The sequence below is a fragment of the Haloglomus halophilum genome, from assembly GCF_024298885.1.
In the GTDB taxonomy this organism is placed as follows: domain Archaea; phylum Halobacteriota; class Halobacteria; order Halobacteriales; family Haloarculaceae; genus Haloglomus; species Haloglomus halophilum.
Map to the genome: position 1 here is coordinate 15593 of NZ_CP101167.1, position 22302 is coordinate 37894.

The following is a 22302-nucleotide window of genomic DNA, read 5'->3' on the forward strand; positions in this document are numbered from 1 at the left end:
CGATAGCGAGCTTCGTCGAACCGTTACAACTCGACAACGGAGGGTGATAGATTCCGAAGACGGTATCTGACTCATCCAGAGGATACGGGTCTGTAGTCGTTAGATAGCCTGTTTTCGCCCGGTTACAACTCCACAAGGGTCCATATTTTTATACCCAGAGTTCGAGGGGGTTCATAATGGGACGAGAGGGACGTAGAGCAGGATCGAATAATCCGGAAGGTGAGGAGGGTGGTGAATCTTCTGCTGCTGATCCTGAAAACCCCGAATCGATGGATGAGGAGGTGGAGTCTCCTGGCACGTCACAAGCGACCTTCGGAAACGGATCAGATCCCGCCGATTCGTCTCAAGAAGCAACTAACGGCGACGGTGGCGGTATCTCAATTCGTGATCGGCTCCAAACCGAGTCGTCCGGTGGGGTATTCGCGAACAAAGACCTCGTCCGGTCAGATACCATCATCGACGAGGATCGTATCGTCGGTCGTGACGACCAGCTAGGCCGTGTCGTCGACAATCTAAAACCGATCCTCCAGAATGAGGGGATCCCCGATATGCTTCTGAGTGGTCCCTCTGGAACGGGGAAATCGCTCATCATTCATGCAGTCTGTAAACAGATCGTCGAACTGTGTGAATCCCAAGGCAAGACCTTCGGGGTCATTTCAATCAACTGCGAGGGGCCGAAGACCGCAGATCGGGCTGTCTATCGGTTAGTCAAAGCTGCTGCCGACGACCTTGGCGTTGATCCTGGTGTTCCCCAAACCGGTGTCTCAACGGATCAGAAGCTGGAGCGACTGTACGAACTGATGCGAGAGTATTACGACGGTGTCATCTTCATTCTCGATGAAATCGATATGCTCGAGGGACCGTATCAGGAGGCAGAGTACAATTCTCTCATCTACCAGCTTTCACGGGCTCGCAAACTCGCTGACTTTGATGGTCCCATCTCGCTCACGACGATCACGAACTACGCCGACTTTATGAAGGACCTCAACAGCCGCGCACAGAGTTCTTACAACCCTGACGATATCTTCTTCGACGATTACGATGCGAACCAACTCCGTAGTATTCTCCGCAACCGGCGGGACGCCTTCAAGCCAGACTCACTTGCAGATGACGTTGTTCCGCTTGTTGCTGCGTTCGGCTCCCAAACGCACGGGGATGCGCGGAAAGCGATTGATCTCCTCAGATGGGCTGGCGAATTAGCTGAGCGGCGTGGAGCTGACACAGTTACCGAGACTGATGTCCGTGAAGCCCAGGAGAAATACACCGAAAACCGCAAGCTCCGCCATATCAGCGGCATTTCAACTCAAAAGAAACTCTCTATCTACGCCGTGGCGGCGACGGCCAACTACGCAAGAGAACATCCTGAGTGGATCCCAGCTGGACCTGCGTTCAAGACGTACCAATTCATTGCTGATACGATGGACGCAGACCAGTACAGTCGCGAGACGTTCGTAAATCACGTCACAGAACAGAGTACGTACGGTGTGTTGGACTTCGAGCGTCGGGGCAAGGGGCGAGGCAGAGGAGTGCATATGTATTTCTCCCTCTCCGAGGATCCGGAAACGATCATGGAGACGATCCGTGAGGATTCCCGGTTCGAAGATCTAGCTCACGAAGAGGCGACTATCAGCGCGGTTGTCCGCGAACGGCTGAAGCAGTTCCGGAGTAAGAACTAATCCCGCCTGTATTCACCCCACACTTACTACTCGAAAATGGGGGGTGTCCTTCGTCGGGATGTCTCGTTACTACTCGAAAACGGGGGGTGGGTGAGTCAAGAGATTTGACGTGCCGGTCGATGTACTGTGGTATCTCCTTGCCCTCTCCCATTTACAACTCGAAAACGGGGGTGTGTTCTACGATTTTCTTGTCGCCGATACCATCGATGATACGGAGACCGTGGGGAAACGACGGCAACGTAGGGTGGGAGCCCCGAGTTGAGTTCACTCGTCGGGATTCACCGGTCCTTTGTACTTCGATGTCACTGAATCTCCTTCCCGCCACTGCCAGTAGTAGTAGCGGTTGTCGTTGATTTCCTTGATCGTGATCGTCGCCTTCGCTGGCACGTCGTCCGGGAGGTCATCGGGGCGCTCCTCGACGTCGGCGGCGGCCGCCTCTTCCTCCTCGAGACGAGCTTCACGCTCCTTGTATTCGGCCAACGCCTCGGCGTAGCTGGCAACGTCCCGAAGATGCTCCGATGAGGCTTCGTTGAGCGTGTTGACGATCTCCGTTGGGAGGTTCGCCGGTGGGGTCGGGGGTTCGTAGGACATCGGCTGCTCTCGTGTTAACCAACACTATCCGCGACTCCATAGTTTTGTTGGTTAAGACGATGGAGACGGTTCTCACGATGGCTGTCTGTAACACTACTCGAAACTTGTTTATAAAGAAGTTTCCTACTATGTTACACCGTGCTCCGGCGCATCGAGCTTGAGGTCCTCGCCACGGTCGACCGCGGCGACACGATCTCCGAACTCGCGACGAAGCTCGACCACAGCGAGAGCTATCTCTCTCGTGCCGTCGGGGACCTCGTCGAAAAGGGACTCGTCTACACGGAACGCGATGGCCGGCGAAAACGAGTCGTCCCGTCGGATGCTCGTGCCGTTGAACGCTACCAGGACCTCGTCCGCCAGCACTCCCACATCGACTTCCCCGAGCTACTGACCGGCAAAGCACTCGAAGTGCTGTACTACCTTGACCAGCCGCGAACTGTCTCCGAGATCGCCGACCGGAGCGACAACTACCGCAACACGATCAACCGCGTCCTCAAGCGGTTTCGTGATCGTGGGCTCGTCGGGACCGTCGAGGGCCACTACGAGTTCAACGCCGACTTCGACCGCCTCCACGCGGTCGCACGTGAACTCGCACACCATCTGCATCGCTCCCGCCTCGAAGCCGTCGCCCCGAAGGGCACGATTCTCTGGGAGGACTACGACGAATTCCTCGCCCAGACCGAGACGGAAATCGACGCGGAGGCGTTCCACGAAACCGGCCTCGCTCGATTCGCCGCCTTCGACCTCCAGTTCCTGCTCACCGGCCACCGCTACTACGTCTACTCCGAAGACCTCGACGTAGTCTCGCCGGCGGAGCTCTGCTGTCACACGCTGTTAATCGACGATGGCAGCCGCCACCGCTCGTACTGTCTCCTCCTGCTCAGCCACGTCGACGTCGACGAGGAGAATCTCCGAGAGCAGGCAGCGAAATACGACATTGAAAACGAAATCGACGCCTTGCTCCGCTACCTTGAGACGCACGGTGAGGTCGCAGATGACCAGCTTCCGGAGTGGGACGAGTTCCAGGAGCTGGCGGCTGACTACGAGGTACGACTATCCTGAGACCGAACATCGTCAGCAGCAGTGCCGTCTGCCAGCGTCAGTTCGGATCGTAGGGGTTCGTTGCTGTATCGAGTCGATAGACATCCTCGACAGCGTCAAAATCGTCGTCAAAGGCATACAGGTAGCCGAGCCCCTCGGTTTGCATATACGCCACAATGCAGGCATCGACGAAGGAGAGGGGTTCGTGTTGACGAAAGAGTGCCTTCCCGGTCGCGAGGGCATCGGTGGTGAGGGAGTCGATGTGGAAGCGGGCGTTTTCTTCGATGCGATCGAGGAGATCGACGGCTGCGTCGTGGCCGGCGTGGGTCGTGAGGCCGTTGAGCGTTTCCGCGAGCACGTAGTCGAGGACGACTGCCTCCGGTAGCGCTCCATCGTCGATGCCTCGGAGCACTGGGAGCGCAACGTCGTGGGATCCATCCCGCCGGTATGCGGCGGCAAAGAGGACTGTCGTATCGATGAGTGCCCGCGGCATTTACTCGACGTCGACGCCCCAGGCGTCGTGCTCGCTCGTCACATCGGCCGCCTCCTCACCAGCGTAGCCGTCGAAGTCGGCGAACGTGCCGGTTTGCTGTTGGATGACGTGGACCCGAATGCTCCCGTCGTCCTCGAGACGCCAACGGAGGTGATCGCCATCGTCGATATCAAGTTCACGCCGAATCCGGGCGGGGATGTTTGCCTGGTTTCCAGACACCTTGCTTTCGGCGTCGATTCTGTCGCTACTCATACCTCACGGTAGGTGACCGGCCGTGAAAAGTCTAGTGTGCCGCCACACTACTCAGTCGCATAAGAGCGATTCCGACGAGAAAGATGGCGATTTACCCTGAGGTCGTTGGGAGCCGACCATCCGGACGTGGAACACGACCCTGTTTGATCTCGTGATCGACGCGACGCAGATGCTTACAGCCGCCTTCGGGTGAGCGCTGCTGCCAGTCGGGACAGGAACACGACTCGTCGACGACGTCAACTTCGTACCGGTTTCCGGACGCGGACTGTACTTCGTAGCGGCCACCTTTCGAGAGGAGCGAGACGTCCATCGCTTCAGCGACGGCACGCGCCGTGCGGGGCTCGAGATCGTCCTGCGACTGTGTGTTCTCGTCGACGACCAGTCGGTCGCGAACGTCGCCCGTTCGACCCCCGTCCGGAGCGACGGCTTCCGCAGGGCCACTGAGCCGCTCGTGGAGCACTTCCTCCACCGGATGGCCTTCCGGCCACAGGTAGTGGATCTCACGGCGCTCGCGATGATCGTAGGAGCCACAGGCGGCAGCGCTCCCAGTCCAGACACGCCACGCCCCGAGTGCTGCCATCACGTCGACGATGACTCGCGGAACAGCCTCGTACTCGTCGGGGTAGAACATCCGGAAGCGAGTACACTCCGCCTGCGGCGGAACCGTCTCCCACCACTCGACGTCGTCATCCCAGCTCTCGTACATCGCTTTGTCCTCCCCGTATCCGACAGTCACGCCGTCAATCTGCGGTATCTCCACCGATGTTTCGTCAGCCTCGTCTTCGAGTAGCCGAAGGACGGCGTACCGAAGATACTCGTGATTCGGATTGTCTGATGATTGGGCGACCTGCTCGTGGTGCTCTGCGACCCGCTCTGCATCGTCGAGAACGGTCGTTAGATATCGGTCGGTCATGGTTCGTGGAGACGGGACTGCGCCTCCGCCCCTCGGCGGGCGCTGATAGACTTAACCAACAAATAGCGATCAGTCGTATCCTCTGTTGGTTAACCCTTCTCTGCTCGAATGCTGAGCCGGATCGGACTACCGGAGCCAAGAATTGTATATCTGTATAGAGATAACTCCATAGGAAATACGAGGGACAAGACTAATACCGCTAGATGCGATACCGATAACTAACGATGATGGAGTACGTCGACGAGACCGCGGCGAAGATCATGGTCGCGGCCCGGCCGGGTGACTCGATCCGGCGAATCGCCCAGAAGATCGACGGCTCCTACTCGTGGGTCTACGACTGGATCGAGCGGTTAGAGGACGCAGGCTTCATCCGGCGTGAAGACGGCGTCTACATCGAGAAGTACGTTGTCAGGGATCGCTACTACGACCTCGTCGCGGCCATTTCTCGCGCTGTCCCCCCCTCGATCGACGACGGCTACGTCATTCCACACTTCGCCGGGATGCCCTTTGCGTACACGAAAATCGATGGCGTCTACGTCTGGACCCACGGCGGCTATCAGATCGCTCGCGGCCACGACGATTATCCGATCTTCATCCAGGTCGCCGACCGGGATATCGAACGGTGGACGGCGTTCTTTGATGAGTTCGGGATTCCGAGCCGGATCGAAGAGCGGCCGGACGCGACCGACTACGATGCGACTGTCTCGTACGTGTTGTTCCCGACGAGTGGGGAGATCACTCGCGAGTGGGTTGACGGCAATCCGGTTATTCCGTTGGATGAGGCAATCGAGCACATGTTGGAGTACCGGGTGAACTACGAACCGGCGTTGGAGATGATCGCCGACGAGTACGACCGCGATATCGACGCGTCCCACGAGGATCCGCGTTTGAACGCATGAGTCTCGGTGAACGCGAAGACGAGCTGCTGGACACCCTGGAGGCTGTCATTGACGCTGACCTGCCGTACGTGCTCGTCGGTGGGTGGGCGATCGCGGCGTTCAATCAACGCTTCACCACGGACGTCGACGTCGTCATTCCGGCACAAGCGGTTGACGACTACACCGACCTTCTCACCGACCGCGGCTACGAGAAAACGGCCGATGTCGAGCGAAGCGAGCTCTACGAGGGCCGTACTATCCGGTTTACGAAAGATATCGGGAATCCGGTTCGGTTCGACGCGATGGTCGACGCACTTGGCTGTCGCCAGACGGAAGCTGAATGGTCGTATCGCTATCTGGCCCAGCACTCTGTCACCCAAGAACTGCGAACCGGCCGCCCGGTAACAGCCAGGATTCCGGAACGGGAACTGCTGTTCGCGGTGAAACTTCACAGTGGGCGCAAGGCAGACTCCCGGGATCTGGTAGTGCTGGCTGCTGGCGCGGATTTCGACCGGATCGCGACTCATCTGCATCGCGGAGAGTCCGAGAAGCTCGCTGGTCGCATCGAGACTGTCCTCAACCGCCTCACGTCGGAGGATTTCGCAGATGCATTCAAAGGAGTCTTCGAACAGCAAACGGTTCCCGAACAGGATATCGATGCCGTCGTTGAGTTCCTTCGTGACCAGCAGCGCCGAATCGATTCTGAACGATAATATCGACCGTCAGTCGTATGTCTCGGGACCGATCGAAACACACGGGGTCGGACGCCGGCCGAATTAACCAACAGTGTGGACAAAGCATCCCCGGCGTTGGTTAACAGCCGGAGAAGGCGTGTTCAGCCTTCGGAGATCGTCCCGATGATCTCCTGAGCGGTCGAACTGATTCGACCGAGACGCTCCTGAATGCTCTCCGCATCGTCGTCCTGCCACGCGGCAAGATAGAACGCTGACCCGCTCGTATCCAGGTTGAAATACCGCCCGACGATGTACGCAACGGCTTCCGCTTCGACCTCGCGTTTTGCGCGCTCGGGCTCGTCGTCGCCATCGAAATGAAGCAGCGCGTGGGCGTACTCGTGAACCAATGTCACCGCGAGATCGGCCTGATTTGAGCGGGCTTTCGCTTCGACGACTGGCTGGCCCTCGTGGAGAGTCCGGTGTTTGCAGACGCCTTCCGCGTCGCCATGCTCCCACTCAGCAGCGTCGACGACACGGACGTCTATATCGAGCGTAGCTGCCGCATCAAGGAGTGCTGGCACCAGGTCGTCAGCGTTACCAGTGGCCTCGGTTTCCAGCTCGGGGAGCGGTTCGCCCTCGGTTTGAGACACATCGAAGACTGCCGTTGGTTTGAATCCAACCAGTCCTTCGGACCACTCCTCGGCCGGTGTCTCGTCATAGTCACAGTCGCTTTGCTCGTGGTAGCTCGGTGAGTTCTCGCACTCAGGGCACTGCTTCGTGATGATCGGTGCCCAGATCCAGATCGCCTGTTCGCCCTCTTGGACGTGCCGGTCGAACTCCGACCGCCACGTATTGTAGCCCGCTACGCGGGTTGCCTCGGGACACTGGAGCTTGATCAAGAGGGTGTTGCGATGGGAGTAGTCGTGGAACCGGGACTGGACATCGAGCCACTCCTGGAACTGTTGGCTGGCTTTTGCCTCGTCGACGTCTGCGACGAGCTCGTCGATCCAGTCTTCGATGGTACTGTGCATCTCGTCGTGTCGGGTGTCGGTCTCCTCGAACGAGATACCCGACTCACTGGCTGTCATCATGGATTGCATCACATCGAGTACGACGACGTCTCCGAGAAGTCAGGACGCGCCGCGCCCCTCGGGGGCGCACGATAAACATCGGCGCGACTTCGGGGGGTTTAGATTGGGGCTGCTATCGGAGGCTAGGATTAACAACCAGTGCGACACAAGCACAGGGAGGATGGGTCTCGTCGAAACGCTCCGCGGGGTCGTTGGGACTCGTATGTCCACGATCTCCACCCTGTATGAGTGCCGACACTGCGGAACGACCCTTTCCGAAGACGCTGAAACGTGTCCGACCTGTGGTGGAGAAGACGTTGCATGCTACCGGTTCTAAGTACACGTCCTCCTATCTGGACAAGTTGCGGTCAGCCCCGTTTCTGTTCGAGATAGTGCCCGGTCAAACACCCCGTAGTGTGAATGGGGGACCGGTTATCGAAGCGCTGCCTTTTCGTCAGCGAACCCGATCGTGACGAGATATTCGAGGAACGTATCGAACTGGTTGACATCGCTGGGTGTGTCCGTCGCGAGGTGTCGCACCCACTCGATGGCCCACTGGAACGCGGGATCGGTCCCGCCCTTGCCATGTATATACCACCAGCGAGCGGCCTTCAGGACGACGAGCGGATTCGTCGGTGGTTGCTCGCTTGCGAGTCCACGAGTGATCGACCGGATTTCCTCGGGTACTTCAGCGGGGTCGACCTCGCCTGATTGGGTGTTCGATACGTCGACTGGAATGTCGTCGATCGAGAAGTTGTTCGGACGCTGTTGTTGACTCACGGAAAATCACCTTCTCGGAGGACTCTTTGGATCGAGCCCTCGCCCCCTCCGGGGCGCGAAAAACCACTCGTAGCGTCACGCCGGTGGAATGTACACGCTCTGCTCGCCGGCGATCTCCTCCAGGTTGTTCCGATGGCGATGTGAGAAGTAGCACTCGTAGCTGCAGTAGCCACAGAGCACGCCGGTATCATACTCAGCGATGAAGGGACCGCACCGAGTCGTCCAGACGTTCGCTTCGCATTCGGTACACACAGCACTATCGAGATCGGTTGGTGACGGGCCCTCGTACTCGATTTCGAGGATGTCGTTATGTGGTGTCGAGTCGGGCCACACACCGTGAGACTGCCAGAAGGCCTTGATCCGGGCAAGACTGTGTCGGACTGTCTTCCGAACTGTGACGTGGGAGGCGTCACGTCCGCTATCATCCCACCCGTCAGCTGTCCAGAACTCCCCGAACTGTGCGCCGCGATGGAGTCCGTTCCAATCGAGGCCGACGATGTCGGTCGGTGGCTCGCCTGTGAGTGTCGGTCGGGTCAGCTGCTGGATGACGTCCCACTGTTTCGGTGGACTGCCACCGAGGATATGCACACGGCGGCCACGCCAGTCGGTCGGCTCGGAGAACTCATGCGCCAATCGGTCGGCATACCCCCGCGAGTAGCCGACCACGAGGTCGTTCGGGATCGTGTCGATCACCTCGCGGCACTTTGGGACGATGACGAGTTCTGCGTCGGGATAACTCGCCTGAATCTTGCGGGCAGCGGCCACGTACTTGTCGACGTCGTCTCTCTCGTACGCATCTCCGATCACGCCAACCGTGGGTTCGTATTCGAAAAATCGGGCGACGTACCGATCCAGATCGGGATTCCGAAAGTCGTTATCCAACATTCCAACGGGGATGTTCAGGTCCTGATACTGGGCCTGCTGATATCCGCAGTCCTCTCGGAACCCAGGTAGGTAGCCGAGCCTGTAGGCATCCAGAGCGAACGGCGCTCGATGAAGGAACGCCACGCTGTCGGCTTGTCTGGCAGCGGAAATCTCGCGTTCAGTGCTGCTGCTGGGGCTGATATCGAGCGACATGAATGTGCCCTGCGAGGGCGAATCCGGCCGCCCTGCACCCTCTCAGAGGGGCAATAAACGGAGTCGCAGTCCACCATTAACCAACATTAAACCCCAGACCGCACTTTGTTGGTTAATTATCTGGACGGCTCCGATACCTGCCAAGGATTTTCCAACTCACTCGTTGGGCTGACGCCGCCGGCGTACCTGCTCTGGATTCGGCACCCAGGGATGAACATCCCAGCAATGGAGGGCGTGCTCTCGTGCCGTATCGAACAGCGCCTCACATGACCCACATTCGTAGATCGTCTCGGGCCAGCGTTCTGTGACGAACATCGCCGTCACCGTTGATCTGATTGGGTCTGGTGCAACCGACCGCCGGACGTAGTCATAGCCGATCACCGTCTGTTGACGAAGCGCCGACTGCGCCAGCCGCTCGGGCCGGTCTGCTGGGAGATACACCCAGCGGACGAACCCATCTTCTGAGTCTTTCGCCGACGGTTGGAAGATGAACCACCGATCGTGCTCGTCGCGGAAGAGATACCGCTCTCTTCCCCGATTTTGGAGATAGAGCGGATCGCCGCGACCCGGAATCACCCGTAGACCGATGGACGGGGAGATCGGGGCGAGGAGTCGCTCTTCCAGCGTGAGCGAGCTGGACTCTCCGCATGGTGTCTCGGCCTCGAAATCGTCGAGCGTCGCTTCACCGGTCATAATTCACGGGGACTCCTCTCGTCTGTGTCTTCCCCCGCTGTTCGCTCGTGCCGGTCATTGTGTCGCTCGAGTTCTCGGACGATGCACTCCAACGCCTTGGCGGCGCGTTCGATGAGTTGATACGTGGCCCGCGAGAGTCGGATTCTCTCCATCAGGTCTCCTCCTCTGGCTTGACGAGGTCGTTACTCTCAGCGACGAGTGCCTGAACGGCTGAAGCAGGGTCGTTCTCGACCGGAAGTGTTCGATGGTCAAGCGGGGCGGGATACGCTCGGTCCCCCTGCGCACAAAGTATGATCAACCACTCTTCGCTCCCTTCGGCGAGGACGACGTAGTGGTCGATATCCCGACGTTGGAAGACTGTCCGATCTGTCCGGCTCACCGCACTCCAGTTCGCCGGCAGTGACGATGACGGCGTCCCACCATCTGGCGTGAGTGCTCGGGACTCTTCGAATTCGGCGAGTTCCGCCTCGATATCCTCTCCGGTGAGGTGCCAGCAGTCGGCCGGGCCATCACACACCAACTGACTGACCACGTCGTCGCGGAACTGGATGTAGTGTTTCTCGGCGACGGTTTCGTCGTCGGTATAATCGAGGAGGAGCGCACAGGCGAGCTGTGCCGGTCTGCTTCCCGTATAGCCCCAGTCGAATCCCGCCGGGCTACGCCGCACGAGACCGAGACTTCGATTTGGGGAGAGGCGTTCGTGTGCGGTGAGGTTCAGGACCACTGGCGTTCCATCGACACGCATTCCGACGTACTCAACGCAGTCTGCACTCGCCTGCCATCGCTCACTCGCATCCTGTACGACTGCTCGTGGGTCGGTAGTCGAGTTCATCTCCATCGGTTGCATGCGGGCGTTCGGATTGCCCGCGCCCCTGCTGGGGGTCGAAAAACCACCACCGGCTATTAGCCCCTCAGCGTCGCTTCAAAGTTAGAACTCAGACTATTATAGTTCAGACTATAGCAATTCGGCCTTGTTGGAAGGCCTCAATTAATAGATCTCACGACGGTGCTGAATAGAGAGCATGAGTGCATCACGATGGTGTTCCGGGAGGAAAGCCAAACTCGGGATCTACTCCAACTCTGAAAAAATTGGCGTGCAGCATACATGGCGAAATACAGCATCGTGGATGTCCCTCATCGGTTATCGAGCTGGATTAGCATCACAGAAAGTACCCGGAATGGTTATAGAAATCGCTCAACCTCACGAATTTTCTGGGATATCCATCGGCGAACGTTTTGGTCCGAAGATTTCGAACGCAATCGCTGTAGTTTATCTCGACGATTTCGGAATATGTCATTCCCCCACCTTCCACCTTGTTCTATGGCGTTCAAATCCTCAACAACGTCATCGATATCCCCATAACGAATGAGTATTTCGTGAGCTAAATTCCACCATCCGTCGTGTTCCATTGGTGGTATACAACGTGCTAGTTGTGGACCACGTTCTTCCGGGTTCACATCAACCCAATCCCATAAGACAGATTCAGGAACTAACAGAATAGCAGGATCATCTGAATCTATTCCAGTTCCCGCTAACCAAGCTTCTATTCTAACTCGGCTGGAGTCGGTGTCGAATCCATCCACAACCAGCTCCCAGGCCTTCTCCGGATCTTCTTCCAATAATGGTCGTAAGACGATGTCGAGGATCTCTCGGATTCCGGCGATGCTTCCCTTCGTTCCCAATGAACCAATGATTGGACCAGCGATATCATATCCGTTAGTTATATCTTGTTTAATTGTTATTTCTGCTAATTGTTCCCACTCGATCCAGTGCCCGCCCACGGCCACCTCAAATTCCTTATTGACGAGACTGGGGTGAGTGAGTGCCTGTATAATTAAATCTTCATTGATACTCGGAGCATCATCCCGCCTATAGAAGTCTTCCGCCAAATTGACCAATATCGCAACTGCTTCACCTGAATCTTTATCGATCAAGTAAGACCCGATCTCTAAGAACATTTCCTCAGATAATTCTCCACTTCGCGCAATAGTCTCGATCTGGCTGATCTTACGGAGTGGAATATCACCATTTTGGACAGTATCTAAAATCAGTTCAGCTGCTTCGTCCGATGGGTCTGCTCTGCGAACTAAGAAGGGGAAGAAGTTGATGAGATGTTGATCATCTATCATCCGATCAAAAACGTTCTTGGGGGCTTCCTCACAGGAATCTACCACTTCGTATAGGTAGCTTCCAAATAGCCTACACGAGGCATCTGGCTCGACCGAATGTAAACCGGATAGGAGGATTTCAATAAGTTCGAGATCGTTGTCTCGCTTTGCCAGTTCCCGACCAAGATCTCCTGCATTTTCAGAAGAGGCTTCGTGCATCCATTCTAACTCATCGGTGATGAGGGCCGGATTTTCCGTGATCTCCTCGGCAAGAGAGGCAATCCTCCTCTCGGTTATTTCTTCACGCTCTTCAGAACGATCTACCAAGTTATAGCCTGCTACGTATCGTTTAAGCTTCGTGTGGAAATCGCGGTTTGTGATCTCCTTTTCGAACTCCTCCCAAGATTCGCGGAGCTCCATCGGATATTCATCTGCGTCATAATGGACAATTCCACTTGTGGCGGAGATCACATCGTTCGCGTCCACGTCCTTGTGGTCCAGCAAATTACGAAACGTATCCTGAATAATGGGGGTGAGGTCCTCGCTCTCAGCCAGCTTCCGGCAATTGTTCAAGAGAATATCTAGTGCCTTCTCAAAGTGCTTTTCTTGGAACCGTCCGAGGTTCCTTTCTACTAGCTTCCATACTTCTCTAAAATATTCGATTCTCTGTTCATTATTTTCGGGCACCCACAAGTCTGGTGCTGGCTTGGCACCTTGTCGGTGGGGTATTCCACCACCCCTACTGCCTCTAATTGACAATATTTGCTCGGCTGCCTCTAATCCCACCCTGTGTTTTTCGGAGTCCCTCGAAGTTAGCAAATCCTCCAAAAGTGGGTATCGATCCATTGGAGCAACCTCGGTTGGAGCGTATGGACCATAGTGTGGCGAAAATAAATCCGCGAACAATCCTGTGGAGTTGTTTACAAATTTGTCATCATTCTCAGCCTCGGCCAACTTCTTGAGGAGTAGAGCTGCACCAAAGAAGTGCGTCTCCCAAACCGCAATCCGACGCAGGCTTTCCAGGATAGGTCTCCGTCCCCCAATATTCTCCAATTCTTCACGCTCCATCGGTCCCAAGAACCTCTCTAGTATCTCTAAAGCTTCTCCCGGAGTTACTTCGGCAAGACCTCGGAAGACTGGCCCAATGTTCGCTTTGAATCCAGAGCTCCCAAACCACTCTGTTCTGAGGAGTGTTATTGTGGACCACTCCACCGCTTGGTCTATGGTGTTGGCATAGGGAATTCTCTCAGCAAAGCTCCACAACAGCCTCGGCGGACAACTCTCATGGAATATTGAATCAAGAATCGAAGCATCCCTTTCAAGCGCAGATCTCATCAGGTAGGTTGCCAATGGAATCGTTCGCAGCGAGAGTACGTCGTCACCGCTTAGCACACCCCGGTTCTTCTCATACTGAACAACTTCAGAAATGACCTCATCGGAGTAATCAGATTTCAGATTAAACGCTCGGACAATCCACTCTCGATGGCTCTCGTTATCTGACCAATTAATCCGGTCAAAGAATGCAAAGGGCGTCAAGATCCGCTTTACAGCTCTGAGCTCAGGCGCATCTTGCTCGTCCCCCACCAGTAGACGGTCAAAGATCGTCGAATCAGAGACTTCAACGACGCTCTCTTCCGTATCATCTCTGGTGTACCGCTCCGCTAAAAGCAATGCCATCTCAGGGTACCCGTCCGCAATTGTTGCGAAGCGGTCTACGGTGTGGCTTGGTACCTCTGAATACTCATTTCCTAAAATCTCCCTCAAATCATCCTTTTGCAACCGATCAATCGTCAAAGTAAGATCAGAAGCGACCTTGCTTCGGTCAGTCGAGATTGTGATCAACGCCAATCGATCGTAGGAACCGTACCTATTGTTGAAGGCCCGGTGCTGTTCTCTTGAACAGTTATCGAGGATAATGATTGCTTGCCGACTCTCATCCATCTCCAGGGTCGTCGCTAACTCGCATCCTTCAAAATCATCTGCGTCTTCGTAGATAACTCGATTCGAAAATTGTTCGTGATTTACACACTCGTATACTAAGCGGGTTTTCCCCAACCCAGAGGTTCCTCGGACTCTGCAAACTGGGCACTTGTCAATGTCTTCAAACTCATCCGTTCTTTTGAGAAGGGATCTTAGCTTCTCCTTGGCTTCTCTTCGATCATCGGTTTCAACAAAGGTTTCTGGAACTCGATTAGATCTCCGTTCAGACCAAGTCCCAATATCAATACCGCCCCCCTCAATAGAAGTGTATTTGAAAATGAGGCCGGGGAACTGATTGGCAAATTCGACCAATTGGTTGGTGGCGAAAAGCTGTACATTCCCCTTGTCATAGCCCTTCTCACTGAGCTGGTTTTCAATCGCCGAGATGCGTTCATCCCTCTCTTCAGAGGTCAGTTGAGAGAACGTGACGAATACATAATTCCCACCAGAAGACACGACATCCTTCACATATGATTTAATGTGGCCATCACTATTCAATAATTCATTTTGACAATCTGACGTTGATGGCTTGCTGCCAGTTTTTATTTGGTATCCGGTTCTTCCCTCCGGAATTAGATTTGATTTGTCAGCAGTGGTCACTTCTACCTCAAATTCATTTTCTGCCTCAGCGTCAATTCCACCATCTGATGTGTAGATATTTAGATTCACGTGGGTCTCCGATTGAATTCCCGCATCGGGCGCAGAAGCCCAGATTAGATCACGAAAGAATTTGACTGCCTGCTTCGGTTCAAATGATGAAATATCTTCATCCACCAGCTCGACCCCTTGTCTCATTGTAGATAGAAAAAAGGATTTTAAGGTATAACATTACCGCCGCGTCACTCTTCCTTTAGACCGATTCTTGTTAGATAGCGTAGAACTCGGGTTTGGGTTCTACATATTCAGCTCGGTAATCGGTTTACTGAGTGTCGAAATCACCGTAGACCTGATTGTTGGTAGCCAAGCGGCTCGATCATCTACGAGTCATCGTTATCTGGGTTATTTACCGCGTGGAAATCTGATACGCTATCATATCCCCTCCGAGATATGGGCGATCTCGGGCATATCGCTCATTTGACCCCGCGGTCAACTATTGCACGTCCTGTGCGCGGATTTCGCTGGCCCGATCTTTGAGCTGGCGAAGAATCTGGACGCGCTGCTGGTTCGCGTTCTCGTAGGCGACGCAGGCTCGGAGCGTCTCCATGTCGTGAATCGTCGCGATACCAGCATTGATGAGTCGGGTGTTTGGCGGTTCAAGACGCTGTTCCGGTGTGAGACCGTCTGATTCGACGGATGAATTCAACGAATCGCTCATTTTTGTTCGCCTCCGCTCTCTCAAGGCGACAACAAACAGCGGCTAGGCCACTCCCAGTCGAAGAAATTCCTTGTCAGAACCCCAAGTCAGTTTGGACGGTAGTTCGCGTCAGTGTCGACGCTGTCGTACATGCGGCCGAGCATGTCGAGCGCTGACTGGAAGTGCGCGTAGTGCTCGTTTGCGAACGCCACAGTTTCTTCGAGTGGGATGACGGGCCGTCCGTCGACCATCTCGGCCTCGATCTGTGGCCGCGGCTTGAGTACCACCTGTATCGAACCATCGAGGTCGGCAGCGGGCAGGCGTTCTTCCGCAGTCGGGATTTCGAACCGATCGAAGAACGCCGTCCAGGCATCGAGGTCGGGCTCGTGGACGGCGATGAACAGCGGATAGTCCTCTGGGTCGCGAGCGACCTGGTAGCCACCGCGGGTCCAGACGTAGACCGCATCGATGCCAGTGTATGCATACTCCATCCCCGCGAACTGCGGGAGGACATAGGCTTCTGAGATCGACGGTGGCGAGATGTCTGCTGACGCCGTCAGGAACTCGAGACCGGCGTCTCGGAGCGTCTGATCGATGAGATGAAGCCCATCGTTGCCCGCGACGTATCCCGCCTCCTCGAAGCGATTCACGACGCGACGGATCGTCTCCCTGTTCTCGTCGATCTTCCGCGCGACGCCTGAGATGGAATCGCCCGGGTCAAGCGCGAGGATGACCTTGAGTTCCTTCTCACCGCACACTTCGTACATCCTTTGATTACACAATTCTGTGCAATAGTCAAAAGAAGTACTATTCGTGTGGGTCGGCTGGCTGGATCTGGCGAGTGTCCTCAGCGAGGTTGTGGATATACTCGCGGAGGGTTTCCATATCCTCGCGGGCGTCTTCGAGCGTCTTACCCTTCACTTTGGCCGTGATCTTGTCTTGATCGCGGGTGCCAGTACCGCGAGTAAGTTTGACGGTGAGTGAGACGCCGACATCGCTTCGCTCGACGTACTCGGTTGGTGCCTGACGCTCACGGTTCTGCGGCGATTCTGCGTCCGTACGTGGCTGCTGGGTGTGTTCTGACATTGATTGCTCTCTGTGGTCGTTAGTTGACGGACGGTGCGACTGGATCGTCGACTATCTCACGAAGGGCTGCATCTATCTCGCGTCCGGTGAGTCGCCAGCAGCCGTCAGGGCCTGTACACTCTAGCTGGCTCACCACTTCGGTCTTGAACGCCTTGTACTCCGCAAGCGCTACCTCCTCATCGTCGGTGTAATCGAGCAGGAGGGCGAGTGCGAGTTGGGCCGGCCCGCTGCCACCATATCCCCATTCGAAGCCCGAAGGACTGTGATTCGCCAGCTTGAGACTCCGCTCTGGCGTGAGCTGTTCTTGGTCCGATTGCTTCTCGACGATGGCGCGGCCTCGACGACGGTAACCGACGTAGATGACGTCGGGATCTGCCGAAGTCCGTGACTGTACGTGTGAGCGTGGGTCGCTGATTCCACTCATAGGTTGGTTCGCGGGAGGCTCGTTCGATCACCCCCGCACCCCTCTCGGGGGTTCAAAAACAGGACGTAGCTGCGTTCGGCAACGTATTTGACAGTTGCAACGTACTGTCCAGGTATATCGGAATGGCTGTACTGGACGATATCTCGGGGTTCGAGTTCGAGGACGTAATGGAGGACGTGTTCCGGAACCTCGGCTACGAGAACGTCCGCCAGGCCGACCGCACGGCTGACGAGGGTCGCGACGTCATCATGGAGGAGGTCGTCGACGGCACGCGGCGCGCGATCATCGTCGAGTGCAAGCACACGGGGACGGTCGGGCGACCGGTCGTCCAGAAGCTCCACTCCGCCATCGCGACCTTCGACTTCGACGGCCCGAAACGCGGGATGGTCGTCACGACCGGCCGGTTCACGAATCCCGCCCAGGAGTACGCGCATCGACTCCAGCAGAATGACGATCCCCATCCAATAGAGCTGCTCGATGGCGAGGACCTCCGGGAGATCGCCGACGAGATCGGCCTTGACCTCTACAACGGGCGCATCGAGATTCTCTGCGACGAGACGCTCCGCCCGTACGACCCGGCCGCCGACGTCGACGCGACCGTCGCGGAGGCGTTCCGCGACATTGAGAACATCGAGGCCGCCGACCTCCCAGACCCGCACTCATCGGTGACGTTCCGCCCGGTGGTCGCGGTCACCGCGGACACGAACGCCGTCTTCGAGACGTCGGTGGGCGTCGTCCACCGGATCAACGACCGGACCCGATTCGTTGCCCACGCCGAACGCGGGCAGCCGCAGGTCGTCGACGAAGACGTCGCGACGCTGGTCACCGAAAACCTCCACGCGACGATCGACCTCGACTCGGAACAGTTCGGAGCGGTGTTCGACGACGTCGAGGAGCACCGGTTCGGGCAGACTCAGACGGAGTACAAGGAGTGGGCCGTCGAGCGCCTCCAGCAACACCACACGACGACGGTGACCTACACCGGCGACAACAACGTCACGTACAACAAGACCTGTGAGCCGAACCGCTCGGACATCTCCGTCCAGTCGATCGAACCAGTGTACCTCCCCGAGGTTCGACAGACGACGGAACTTCAGGAGTACACCTACCCCTACGAGTACTACGCGGCAGGCCCGTCACGAGTGACCGCCGAGGACGGCATCCATCGGTGCGTCCACTGTGACACGAGCGGCGGCGACGAGGCGTACACGTACTGTCCGAACTGCGGGGCCATCGCCTGCTCCAGCCACAGCAAGACCGAACGGCTCGAAGGCGAGCCGATCTGTACGGGCTGTGCGGTGACCGAACGGTTCGCGCTAAAGACGAAGTACTTCTACGACCAGGAGAATCTCGAGGCGTTCCGCGAGGAGTACGCCGACATGCCGCTCCACGAGAAGGCGATGGAGAACAAGTGGCTGGCCGGGGGAAGCGTTGTCGCGACGCTGCTGCTCGTGGTCGGACTACTCATCATCGGCGGCATCATCTGAGCGGGCTACGCGTTCACGCCGGCTCAGCGACCAGCTCTTCGAGCGCGTGCTCAAGCGGGCCGTGGAACTGCCAGCTGGCCCGCTCGAAGGCTTCCTCGGTCGGACCATCCCACCGGGGGAAGGCGGAGTGACCACTCACCTTGACGGTCCACTCGGAGGGGCCCTCGAACGGGTTCCGGGTCGGGAGTTCGACGACGTAGAGGTACTCTTCGTCGCCGTGAATGCCGTCGGCTGGGCTCTCGACGCCGTGTCCGAGCAGGAACATCGGCTGGTCGAGGTGCTCCATATTGTCCGGCTCGAGGAGATCCGAGGGTTGGTCAGCGTGGATCGTTCGGTCTGGGTCACCATCCAGATACAGGTCGATCGTCGAGAGCTTGTCGAGGAACACGAATGTCGCCGCTGTGTACCCCGGTCCGCGCTCGGCGCGAGTCGCATCGAGAAGTTCCTTTAGCTGGGAGAGATCCCGCAGAACGCTACCTGGGTAACCGTCTGAATGCCGGTACACCTGTGCGACGCGCTCGGCGTCGCCATCCGTTTCACGGGGGCCGCTCCGACGTATTCGAGTTCTACGATGTCTCCATTGCGTCGCTAAGCATACCTCAGAGATTTCTGTACCATCGAACTCCTCGTTCGCCACTTGGACAAGCGGCAATCAGCAATCGGTGGTGGAGGTGGTCTCGGATAGCCGATTCGGATCGGGGGCACACCAGCGACCGAGAGATGGCTCTCCAACATGAGAGCGGACGAGGGGCAGGGGTGGAATGTCAGACTCCAACACTACAGGGCGTGAACATGGGTGCGATGTCTGTCCCTGCCCACGTGGAGCTCTGTGTACACGCCAATAAACGCCCGACAACTCGTCAATAATTGGCGTTTCAGAGTTACTCCTCAAGCCGTCGGCCGCTGGTCCGAACCTGGTGAGGCGATGTACAGCGCGCAGTACGTCGAGACTCGATGAATATACTCAATTAGGCCCTGATTAGACGCCTGAATTCATGTGTTTGAGCGGTCGAGCGCGAGTTCCACGTTTCTGACTGCGCACTTGAGAACGAGTTCTCGGAACTGGCCGAACCACGTTCTCGCTCGAACGATCTCGCCGTATTTGCGCCGAAGCGCGAAAAACGTCGCCTCGATGTTCGAGCGTTGGTGGTCGATCGTATCATCAAGCAAGACATTGTTGGCGACGCCGTGCCAGCCGAACTCGCGGTACTTGACTACCGGTTTGACGCCCTATGACCGGAGTTTGTGGCGAAGCAGCTCCCAGTCGTAGCCTTTGTCGGCGGTGAGAATGCTCAGTTTCTCTAGGTTTCGCGTGAGCAGTTGCCACGCGATCTGTGAGTCGTGCGGTTGTTTCATCGAGCAATGTATATCTAGAATCGTACCAGTTTTACAGTCGATCAACGCGGTAGTTTTCACCGCCTTGAACGTGTAATTCGTGCGTTTCGCATAGTGCTGGCTCGCCGCGATGCGATCCATGCCGGTTGCGTCGATCGCCTGAATCTCGCCGGTGTCGTGCAGCTCCGCCGACAGCCGGAGGAAGTCACGCCAGAGCGGCATTTTGAGCTGTTGTATCCGGACACACACTGTGGTAAAATCAGGTGGCTGAGCCATCTCTAACTCCATGATTCGAGCGACTCGCGGCATTTCGTGTAGGACCTCGAGAAGCCGTCGGTACGGTAAATTGAGATACGTCTTGAGGCCGTGAATCGACACGATCACCCAGTCGGCGTAGCCGCCAGTACCCTTCTGAACGGGCGGGTTAGGAGTCCCGACGACGGCTTTTTGGGCCAGCGTTACGACGTGCATAGTGAAGCGGGCTAGCTTCGTTGGCACAACCGAATCTAACCCGCTTCACTTCCTAGTAAATTAGACATGTAGCGGAACCTTCTAGGAACACGATACTAATGGAGGTGCCGCTGAGCTACGCGTCTTTGAGCGTCTAAACAAGGCCCGATGATTGTGGACTCTATGGAAGAGATCAACCACCTCTTCGTTCACTCAACCGCCGACACTAACGTGTAAAGCTGAGTATAGAACCGCTAAACCGTATTTTGATGAGTGTCTAATCAAGCCCGTCCTTCAGAAGAGAACGGTGGACCAACCATGCTATTCCTATTGCCGTTCTACTAGAACATTATTGGTTACCCGAAGAACAACGGAGTCGTGTTGATTAACGACCTTACGCATAATCGTCACGAGTCCTCGGGAAGGATTGGATTTTGATGGGCGCTTCTCAAGGATTTCAAGCGTCGTGGAAAGTGTATCTCCGGGACGAACAGGATTCGGGAACTCTGCTTCGTCAAAACCGACGCTCCCTAGCAGGTGGCTTTCTCGAAAGAAACTATCGACGACTTGTTTCTGGGAGAGTGCAAAAGTTTGCAGTCCACTTGCGATTACGCCATTAAATGGCGTTTCCGCTGCGGTCTCTTCGTCAATATGGAACGGAAGCGGATCGTATTTCTGCCCGAACTCAAGGATTTCTTGCTTGGTAACTTCGACATCATCGGTTTTATGAGTTTCGCCGACGACGAAATCTTCGTAATATCTATTATACATATCAATTTTTCGTCTAGAGGAGACCGTTTTGCTTAGCGATCGTGTTGAGTTGGATCTCGTCAGTTCCTTCTACGATCCGAAGCACTCTAGCGAGATGGAGATGATCAACAAATGGATTGTCCTCTGATAGGCCGTTTGCACCGTGAATCTGGACCGCGTTATCCGCAATTTCCCAGAAAGCGTTAGTCGCGAACCAATGGAAGATTGAGACATCCTCAACGATGTCGTTACCCTGATCCAGATTCCATGCGGTTCGTAGCCCCCCAGCGTCTGCCATATACGTTTTCGCACGTCCTCGTGCATACATGCTTGACACCTGCTGGAACGACCCGATGGACTCTCCGAACGCTTCACGTTCTCGTGCATACTCCCGGCTCTTTTCAAGCAGATACTGGGAGTAGCCAACAGCTTCTGCTCCGAGTTCGAGTCGACCCATCGTCAATAGTTCCATTGCATCTCGAAATGCGCCATGCTTGGGGCCAAGAACGCGTGATTCAGGTACGGCAACGTCGTCCAGAAGGATTTCGGCTTGCCAACCCTCTAAGCCAATAGCGTTGTTGACCGAGCCGACTTCGAACTCGTCTCGTTCGACGATGAAACACGTGATACCATCGTATCGCCGATCGACCTCCGCCAGCGGCTTTGTCCGTGCCAGCACGAGGGCGAAATCGCAGAATGCCGCGTTCGTAATCCACTGCTTTCGACCGTTGATTATCCATTCGTCACCGTTCTTTTCAGCTTCGGTTGACATCGAGGGTGAGTCAGAGCCGACATCGGGTTCAGTTTGACCGAATGCAGTCGATTTCTTACCACGCACGACTGGCTTGAAGTACCGTTCGACCTGTTCACCCTCAGCAAGACCCAATAACGCATTTGGCCCCTCCGGCCCCTTGAGGACATACTCAGAGAGCCCTCGTCCCTTCGAAGCGACGTGGCGCTTCGCTGCGTACCACGTTATTTTTGAGACCCCTTGGCCACCCACCTCTTCGGGCATATGCATAGCATAAAACCCAGCCTCACCACTCTTTTGACGAATACTCTGGATTGCTTCGAGTATCTCATCAGTGGGTTGACCGTTTGCTCGTCGACCTAGGGTGGGATTGTTAAGTTTCGATTCAAGGTCACTTGTTAAGGGTGCTACTTCCCGCTCAATAAACTCATCAAGGCTGTTCAATACGAGCTGCGTCTCTTCGTCAACTTCGAAATTAATGCCTGTCATATCCCTGTT

The 22302-nt window shown here is 56.2% G+C and carries 22 protein-coding genes and 1 pseudogene; 5 read left to right on the forward strand and 18 right to left on the reverse strand.

The window, feature by feature from the left end; genetic code table 11:
- The first annotated feature begins 269 nt into the window (after nucleotides 1-269).
- Nucleotides 270-1676, forward strand: a complete 1407-nt coding sequence (locus NL114_RS20465) for a Cdc6/Cdc18 family protein (protein ID WP_049987880.1) — start codon at nucleotides 270-272, stop codon at nucleotides 1674-1676.
- A 264-nt stretch (nucleotides 1677-1940) separates the two neighbouring features.
- Here the strand turns inward: NL114_RS20465 and NL114_RS20470 are convergent, their stop codons facing one another.
- A complete protein-coding gene (locus NL114_RS20470) occupies nucleotides 1941-2267 on the reverse strand; it encodes a DUF6788 family protein (protein WP_254824812.1) in 327 nt (108 codons plus the stop codon).
- A 138-nt stretch (nucleotides 2268-2405) separates the two neighbouring features.
- Between NL114_RS20470 and NL114_RS20475 the strand changes: the two genes are divergently transcribed.
- Nucleotides 2406-3329, forward strand: a complete 924-nt coding sequence (locus NL114_RS20475; protein ID WP_254824813.1) for a helix-turn-helix transcriptional regulator — start codon at nucleotides 2406-2408, stop codon at nucleotides 3327-3329.
- 37 nt (nucleotides 3330-3366) lie between these two features.
- Here NL114_RS20475 and NL114_RS20480 read toward each other — a convergent pair whose 3' ends face one another.
- The 3 genes from NL114_RS20480 to NL114_RS20490 all read right to left on the reverse strand — a co-directional run bounded on the left by NL114_RS20480 (nucleotide 3367) and on the right by NL114_RS20490 (nucleotide 4966).
- Entirely contained in the window at nucleotides 3367-3801 is a 435-nt protein-coding gene (locus tag NL114_RS20480) for a PIN domain-containing protein (RefSeq protein WP_165896086.1), read from the reverse strand.
- Nucleotides 3802-4053 (reverse strand): AbrB/MazE/SpoVT family DNA-binding domain-containing protein, encoded by a 252-nt coding sequence (locus NL114_RS20485; RefSeq protein ID WP_165896087.1) that lies wholly within the window; start codon nucleotides 4051-4053, stop codon nucleotides 3802-3804.
- Between the two features lie 91 nt (nucleotides 4054-4144).
- Nucleotides 4145-4966 (reverse strand): hypothetical protein, encoded by an 822-nt coding sequence (locus NL114_RS20490; RefSeq protein WP_165896088.1) that lies wholly within the window; start codon nucleotides 4964-4966, stop codon nucleotides 4145-4147.
- Nucleotides 4967-5193: 227 nt separating this feature from the next.
- Here NL114_RS20490 and NL114_RS20495 point away from each other — a divergent pair, with 227 nt between their 5' ends.
- Entirely contained in the window at nucleotides 5194-5865 is a 672-nt protein-coding gene (locus NL114_RS20495; protein WP_165896138.1) for a helix-turn-helix domain-containing protein, read from the forward strand.
- Nucleotides 5862-6557 (forward strand): nucleotidyltransferase domain-containing protein, encoded by a 696-nt coding sequence (locus NL114_RS20500; RefSeq protein WP_165896089.1) that lies wholly within the window; start codon nucleotides 5862-5864, stop codon nucleotides 6555-6557. The genes NL114_RS20495 and NL114_RS20500 overlap by 4 nt, the downstream gene beginning before the upstream one ends.
- Before the next feature lie 122 nt (nucleotides 6558-6679).
- Here NL114_RS20500 and NL114_RS20505 read toward each other — a convergent pair whose 3' ends face one another.
- The 10 genes from NL114_RS20505 to NL114_RS20550 all read right to left on the reverse strand — a co-directional run bounded on the left by NL114_RS20505 (nucleotide 6680) and on the right by NL114_RS20550 (nucleotide 17031).
- Nucleotides 6680-7609, reverse strand: coding sequence for an ArdC-like ssDNA-binding domain-containing protein (locus NL114_RS20505; RefSeq protein WP_254824814.1), 930 nt, complete (start codon nucleotides 7607-7609; stop codon nucleotides 6680-6682).
- A gap of 411 nt (nucleotides 7610-8020) precedes the next feature.
- Nucleotides 8021-8368: a DUF8013 domain-containing protein gene (locus NL114_RS20510; protein ID WP_254824815.1), complete on the reverse strand. Its 348-nt coding sequence runs from the start codon at nucleotides 8366-8368 to the stop codon at nucleotides 8021-8023.
- Nucleotides 8369-8443: 75 nt separating this feature from the next.
- Nucleotides 8444-9445, reverse strand: coding sequence for a DUF6610 family protein (locus NL114_RS20515; protein ID WP_254824816.1), 1002 nt, complete (start codon nucleotides 9443-9445; stop codon nucleotides 8444-8446).
- A 156-nt stretch (nucleotides 9446-9601) separates the two neighbouring features.
- Complete coding sequence (locus NL114_RS20520; RefSeq protein ID WP_254824817.1) at nucleotides 9602-10138, reverse strand: hypothetical protein; 537 nt, start codon at nucleotides 10136-10138, stop codon at nucleotides 9602-9604.
- Nucleotides 10139-10289: 151 nt separating this feature from the next.
- Nucleotides 10290-10976 carry a DUF6166 domain-containing protein gene (locus NL114_RS20525; protein WP_254824818.1) on the reverse strand — a complete coding sequence of 229 codons (687 nt, stop codon included), beginning with the start codon at nucleotides 10974-10976 and terminating at the stop codon, nucleotides 10290-10292.
- 344 nt (nucleotides 10977-11320) lie between these two features.
- Nucleotides 11321-15022, reverse strand: a complete 3702-nt coding sequence (locus tag NL114_RS20530) for a hypothetical protein (protein WP_254824819.1) — start codon at nucleotides 15020-15022, stop codon at nucleotides 11321-11323.
- A 295-nt stretch (nucleotides 15023-15317) separates the two neighbouring features.
- On the reverse strand, nucleotides 15318-15542 hold the full coding sequence (locus NL114_RS20535; protein ID WP_254824820.1) for a DUF8129 domain-containing protein: 225 nt from the start codon (nucleotides 15540-15542) through the stop codon (nucleotides 15318-15320).
- An 86-nt stretch (nucleotides 15543-15628) separates the two neighbouring features.
- Entirely contained in the window at nucleotides 15629-16288 is a 660-nt protein-coding gene (locus NL114_RS20540; RefSeq protein ID WP_254824821.1) for a helix-turn-helix domain-containing protein, read from the reverse strand.
- Between the two features lie 40 nt (nucleotides 16289-16328).
- Nucleotides 16329-16607 (reverse strand): DUF7389 domain-containing protein, encoded by a 279-nt coding sequence (locus tag NL114_RS20545; RefSeq protein ID WP_254824822.1) that lies wholly within the window; start codon nucleotides 16605-16607, stop codon nucleotides 16329-16331.
- Nucleotides 16608-16626: 19 nt separating this feature from the next.
- Entirely contained in the window at nucleotides 16627-17031 is a 405-nt protein-coding gene (locus NL114_RS20550; protein ID WP_096396466.1) for a DUF6166 domain-containing protein, read from the reverse strand.
- Nucleotides 17032-17153: 122 nt separating this feature from the next.
- Between NL114_RS20550 and NL114_RS20555 the strand changes: the two genes are divergently transcribed.
- Nucleotides 17154-18518 (forward strand): restriction endonuclease, encoded by a 1365-nt coding sequence (locus NL114_RS20555; protein WP_254824823.1) that lies wholly within the window; start codon nucleotides 17154-17156, stop codon nucleotides 18516-18518.
- Nucleotides 18519-18531: 13 nt separating this feature from the next.
- Here the strand turns inward: NL114_RS20555 and NL114_RS20560 are convergent, their stop codons facing one another.
- The 4 genes and pseudogenes from NL114_RS20560 to NL114_RS20575 form a co-directional block, all read right to left on the reverse strand.
- Nucleotides 18532-19077, reverse strand: coding sequence for a hypothetical protein (locus NL114_RS20560; protein ID WP_247010806.1), 546 nt, complete (start codon nucleotides 19075-19077; stop codon nucleotides 18532-18534).
- A 434-nt stretch (nucleotides 19078-19511) separates the two neighbouring features.
- A pseudogene (locus NL114_RS20565) lies at nucleotides 19512-20351 on the reverse strand (IS5 family transposase).
- Nucleotides 20352-20630: 279 nt separating this feature from the next.
- A complete protein-coding gene (locus NL114_RS20570; RefSeq protein WP_247010722.1) occupies nucleotides 20631-21074 on the reverse strand; it encodes a MaoC family dehydratase in 444 nt (147 codons plus the stop codon).
- A gap of 13 nt (nucleotides 21075-21087) precedes the next feature.
- A complete protein-coding gene (locus NL114_RS20575) occupies nucleotides 21088-22293 on the reverse strand; it encodes an acyl-CoA dehydrogenase family protein (protein ID WP_247010721.1) in 1206 nt (401 codons plus the stop codon).
- Nucleotides 22294-22302 lie beyond the last annotated feature (9 nt).

Bases quoted from the DNA above. Each gene is read 5' to 3' on its own strand.
- NL114_RS20550 (WP_096396466.1), bottom strand. From the start codon at position 17,031: ATGAGTGGAATCAGCGACCCACGCTCACACGTACAGTCACGGACTTCG.
- NL114_RS20545 (WP_254824822.1), bottom strand. From the start codon at position 16,607: ATGTCAGAACACACCCAGCAGCCACGTACGGACGCAGAATCGCCGCAG.
- NL114_RS20505 (WP_254824814.1), bottom strand. From the start codon at position 7,609: ATGATGACAGCCAGTGAGTCGGGTATCTCGTTCGAGGAGACCGACACC.
- NL114_RS20540 (WP_254824821.1), bottom strand. From the start codon at position 16,288: ATGTACGAAGTGTGCGGTGAGAAGGAACTCAAGGTCATCCTCGCGCTT.
- NL114_RS20515 (WP_254824816.1), bottom strand. From the start codon at position 9,445: ATGTCGCTCGATATCAGCCCCAGCAGCAGCACTGAACGCGAGATTTCC.
- NL114_RS20465 (WP_049987880.1), top strand. From the start codon at position 270: ATGGATGAGGAGGTGGAGTCTCCTGGCACGTCACAAGCGACCTTCGGA.
- NL114_RS20570 (WP_247010722.1), bottom strand. From the start codon at position 21,074: ATGTATAATAGATATTACGAAGATTTCGTCGTCGGCGAAACTCATAAA.
- NL114_RS20490 (WP_165896088.1), bottom strand. From the start codon at position 4,966: ATGACCGACCGATATCTAACGACCGTTCTCGACGATGCAGAGCGGGTC.
- NL114_RS20500 (WP_165896089.1), top strand. From the start codon at position 5,862: ATGAGTCTCGGTGAACGCGAAGACGAGCTGCTGGACACCCTGGAGGCT.
- NL114_RS20480 (WP_165896086.1), bottom strand. From the start codon at position 3,801: ATGCCGCGGGCACTCATCGATACGACAGTCCTCTTTGCCGCCGCATAC.
- NL114_RS20530 (WP_254824819.1), bottom strand. From the start codon at position 15,022: ATGAGACAAGGGGTCGAGCTGGTGGATGAAGATATTTCATCATTTGAA.
- NL114_RS20495 (WP_165896138.1), top strand. From the start codon at position 5,194: ATGGAGTACGTCGACGAGACCGCGGCGAAGATCATGGTCGCGGCCCGG.
- NL114_RS20520 (WP_254824817.1), bottom strand. From the start codon at position 10,138: ATGACCGGTGAAGCGACGCTCGACGATTTCGAGGCCGAGACACCATGC.
- NL114_RS20485 (WP_165896087.1), bottom strand. From the start codon at position 4,053: ATGAGTAGCGACAGAATCGACGCCGAAAGCAAGGTGTCTGGAAACCAG.
- NL114_RS20470 (WP_254824812.1), bottom strand. From the start codon at position 2,267: ATGTCCTACGAACCCCCGACCCCACCGGCGAACCTCCCAACGGAGATC.
- NL114_RS20555 (WP_254824823.1), top strand. From the start codon at position 17,154: ATGGCTGTACTGGACGATATCTCGGGGTTCGAGTTCGAGGACGTAATG.
- NL114_RS20535 (WP_254824820.1), bottom strand. From the start codon at position 15,542: ATGAGCGATTCGTTGAATTCATCCGTCGAATCAGACGGTCTCACACCG.
- NL114_RS20575 (WP_247010721.1), bottom strand. From the start codon at position 22,293: ATGACAGGCATTAATTTCGAAGTTGACGAAGAGACGCAGCTCGTATTG.
- NL114_RS20525 (WP_254824818.1), bottom strand. From the start codon at position 10,976: ATGGAGATGAACTCGACTACCGACCCACGAGCAGTCGTACAGGATGCG.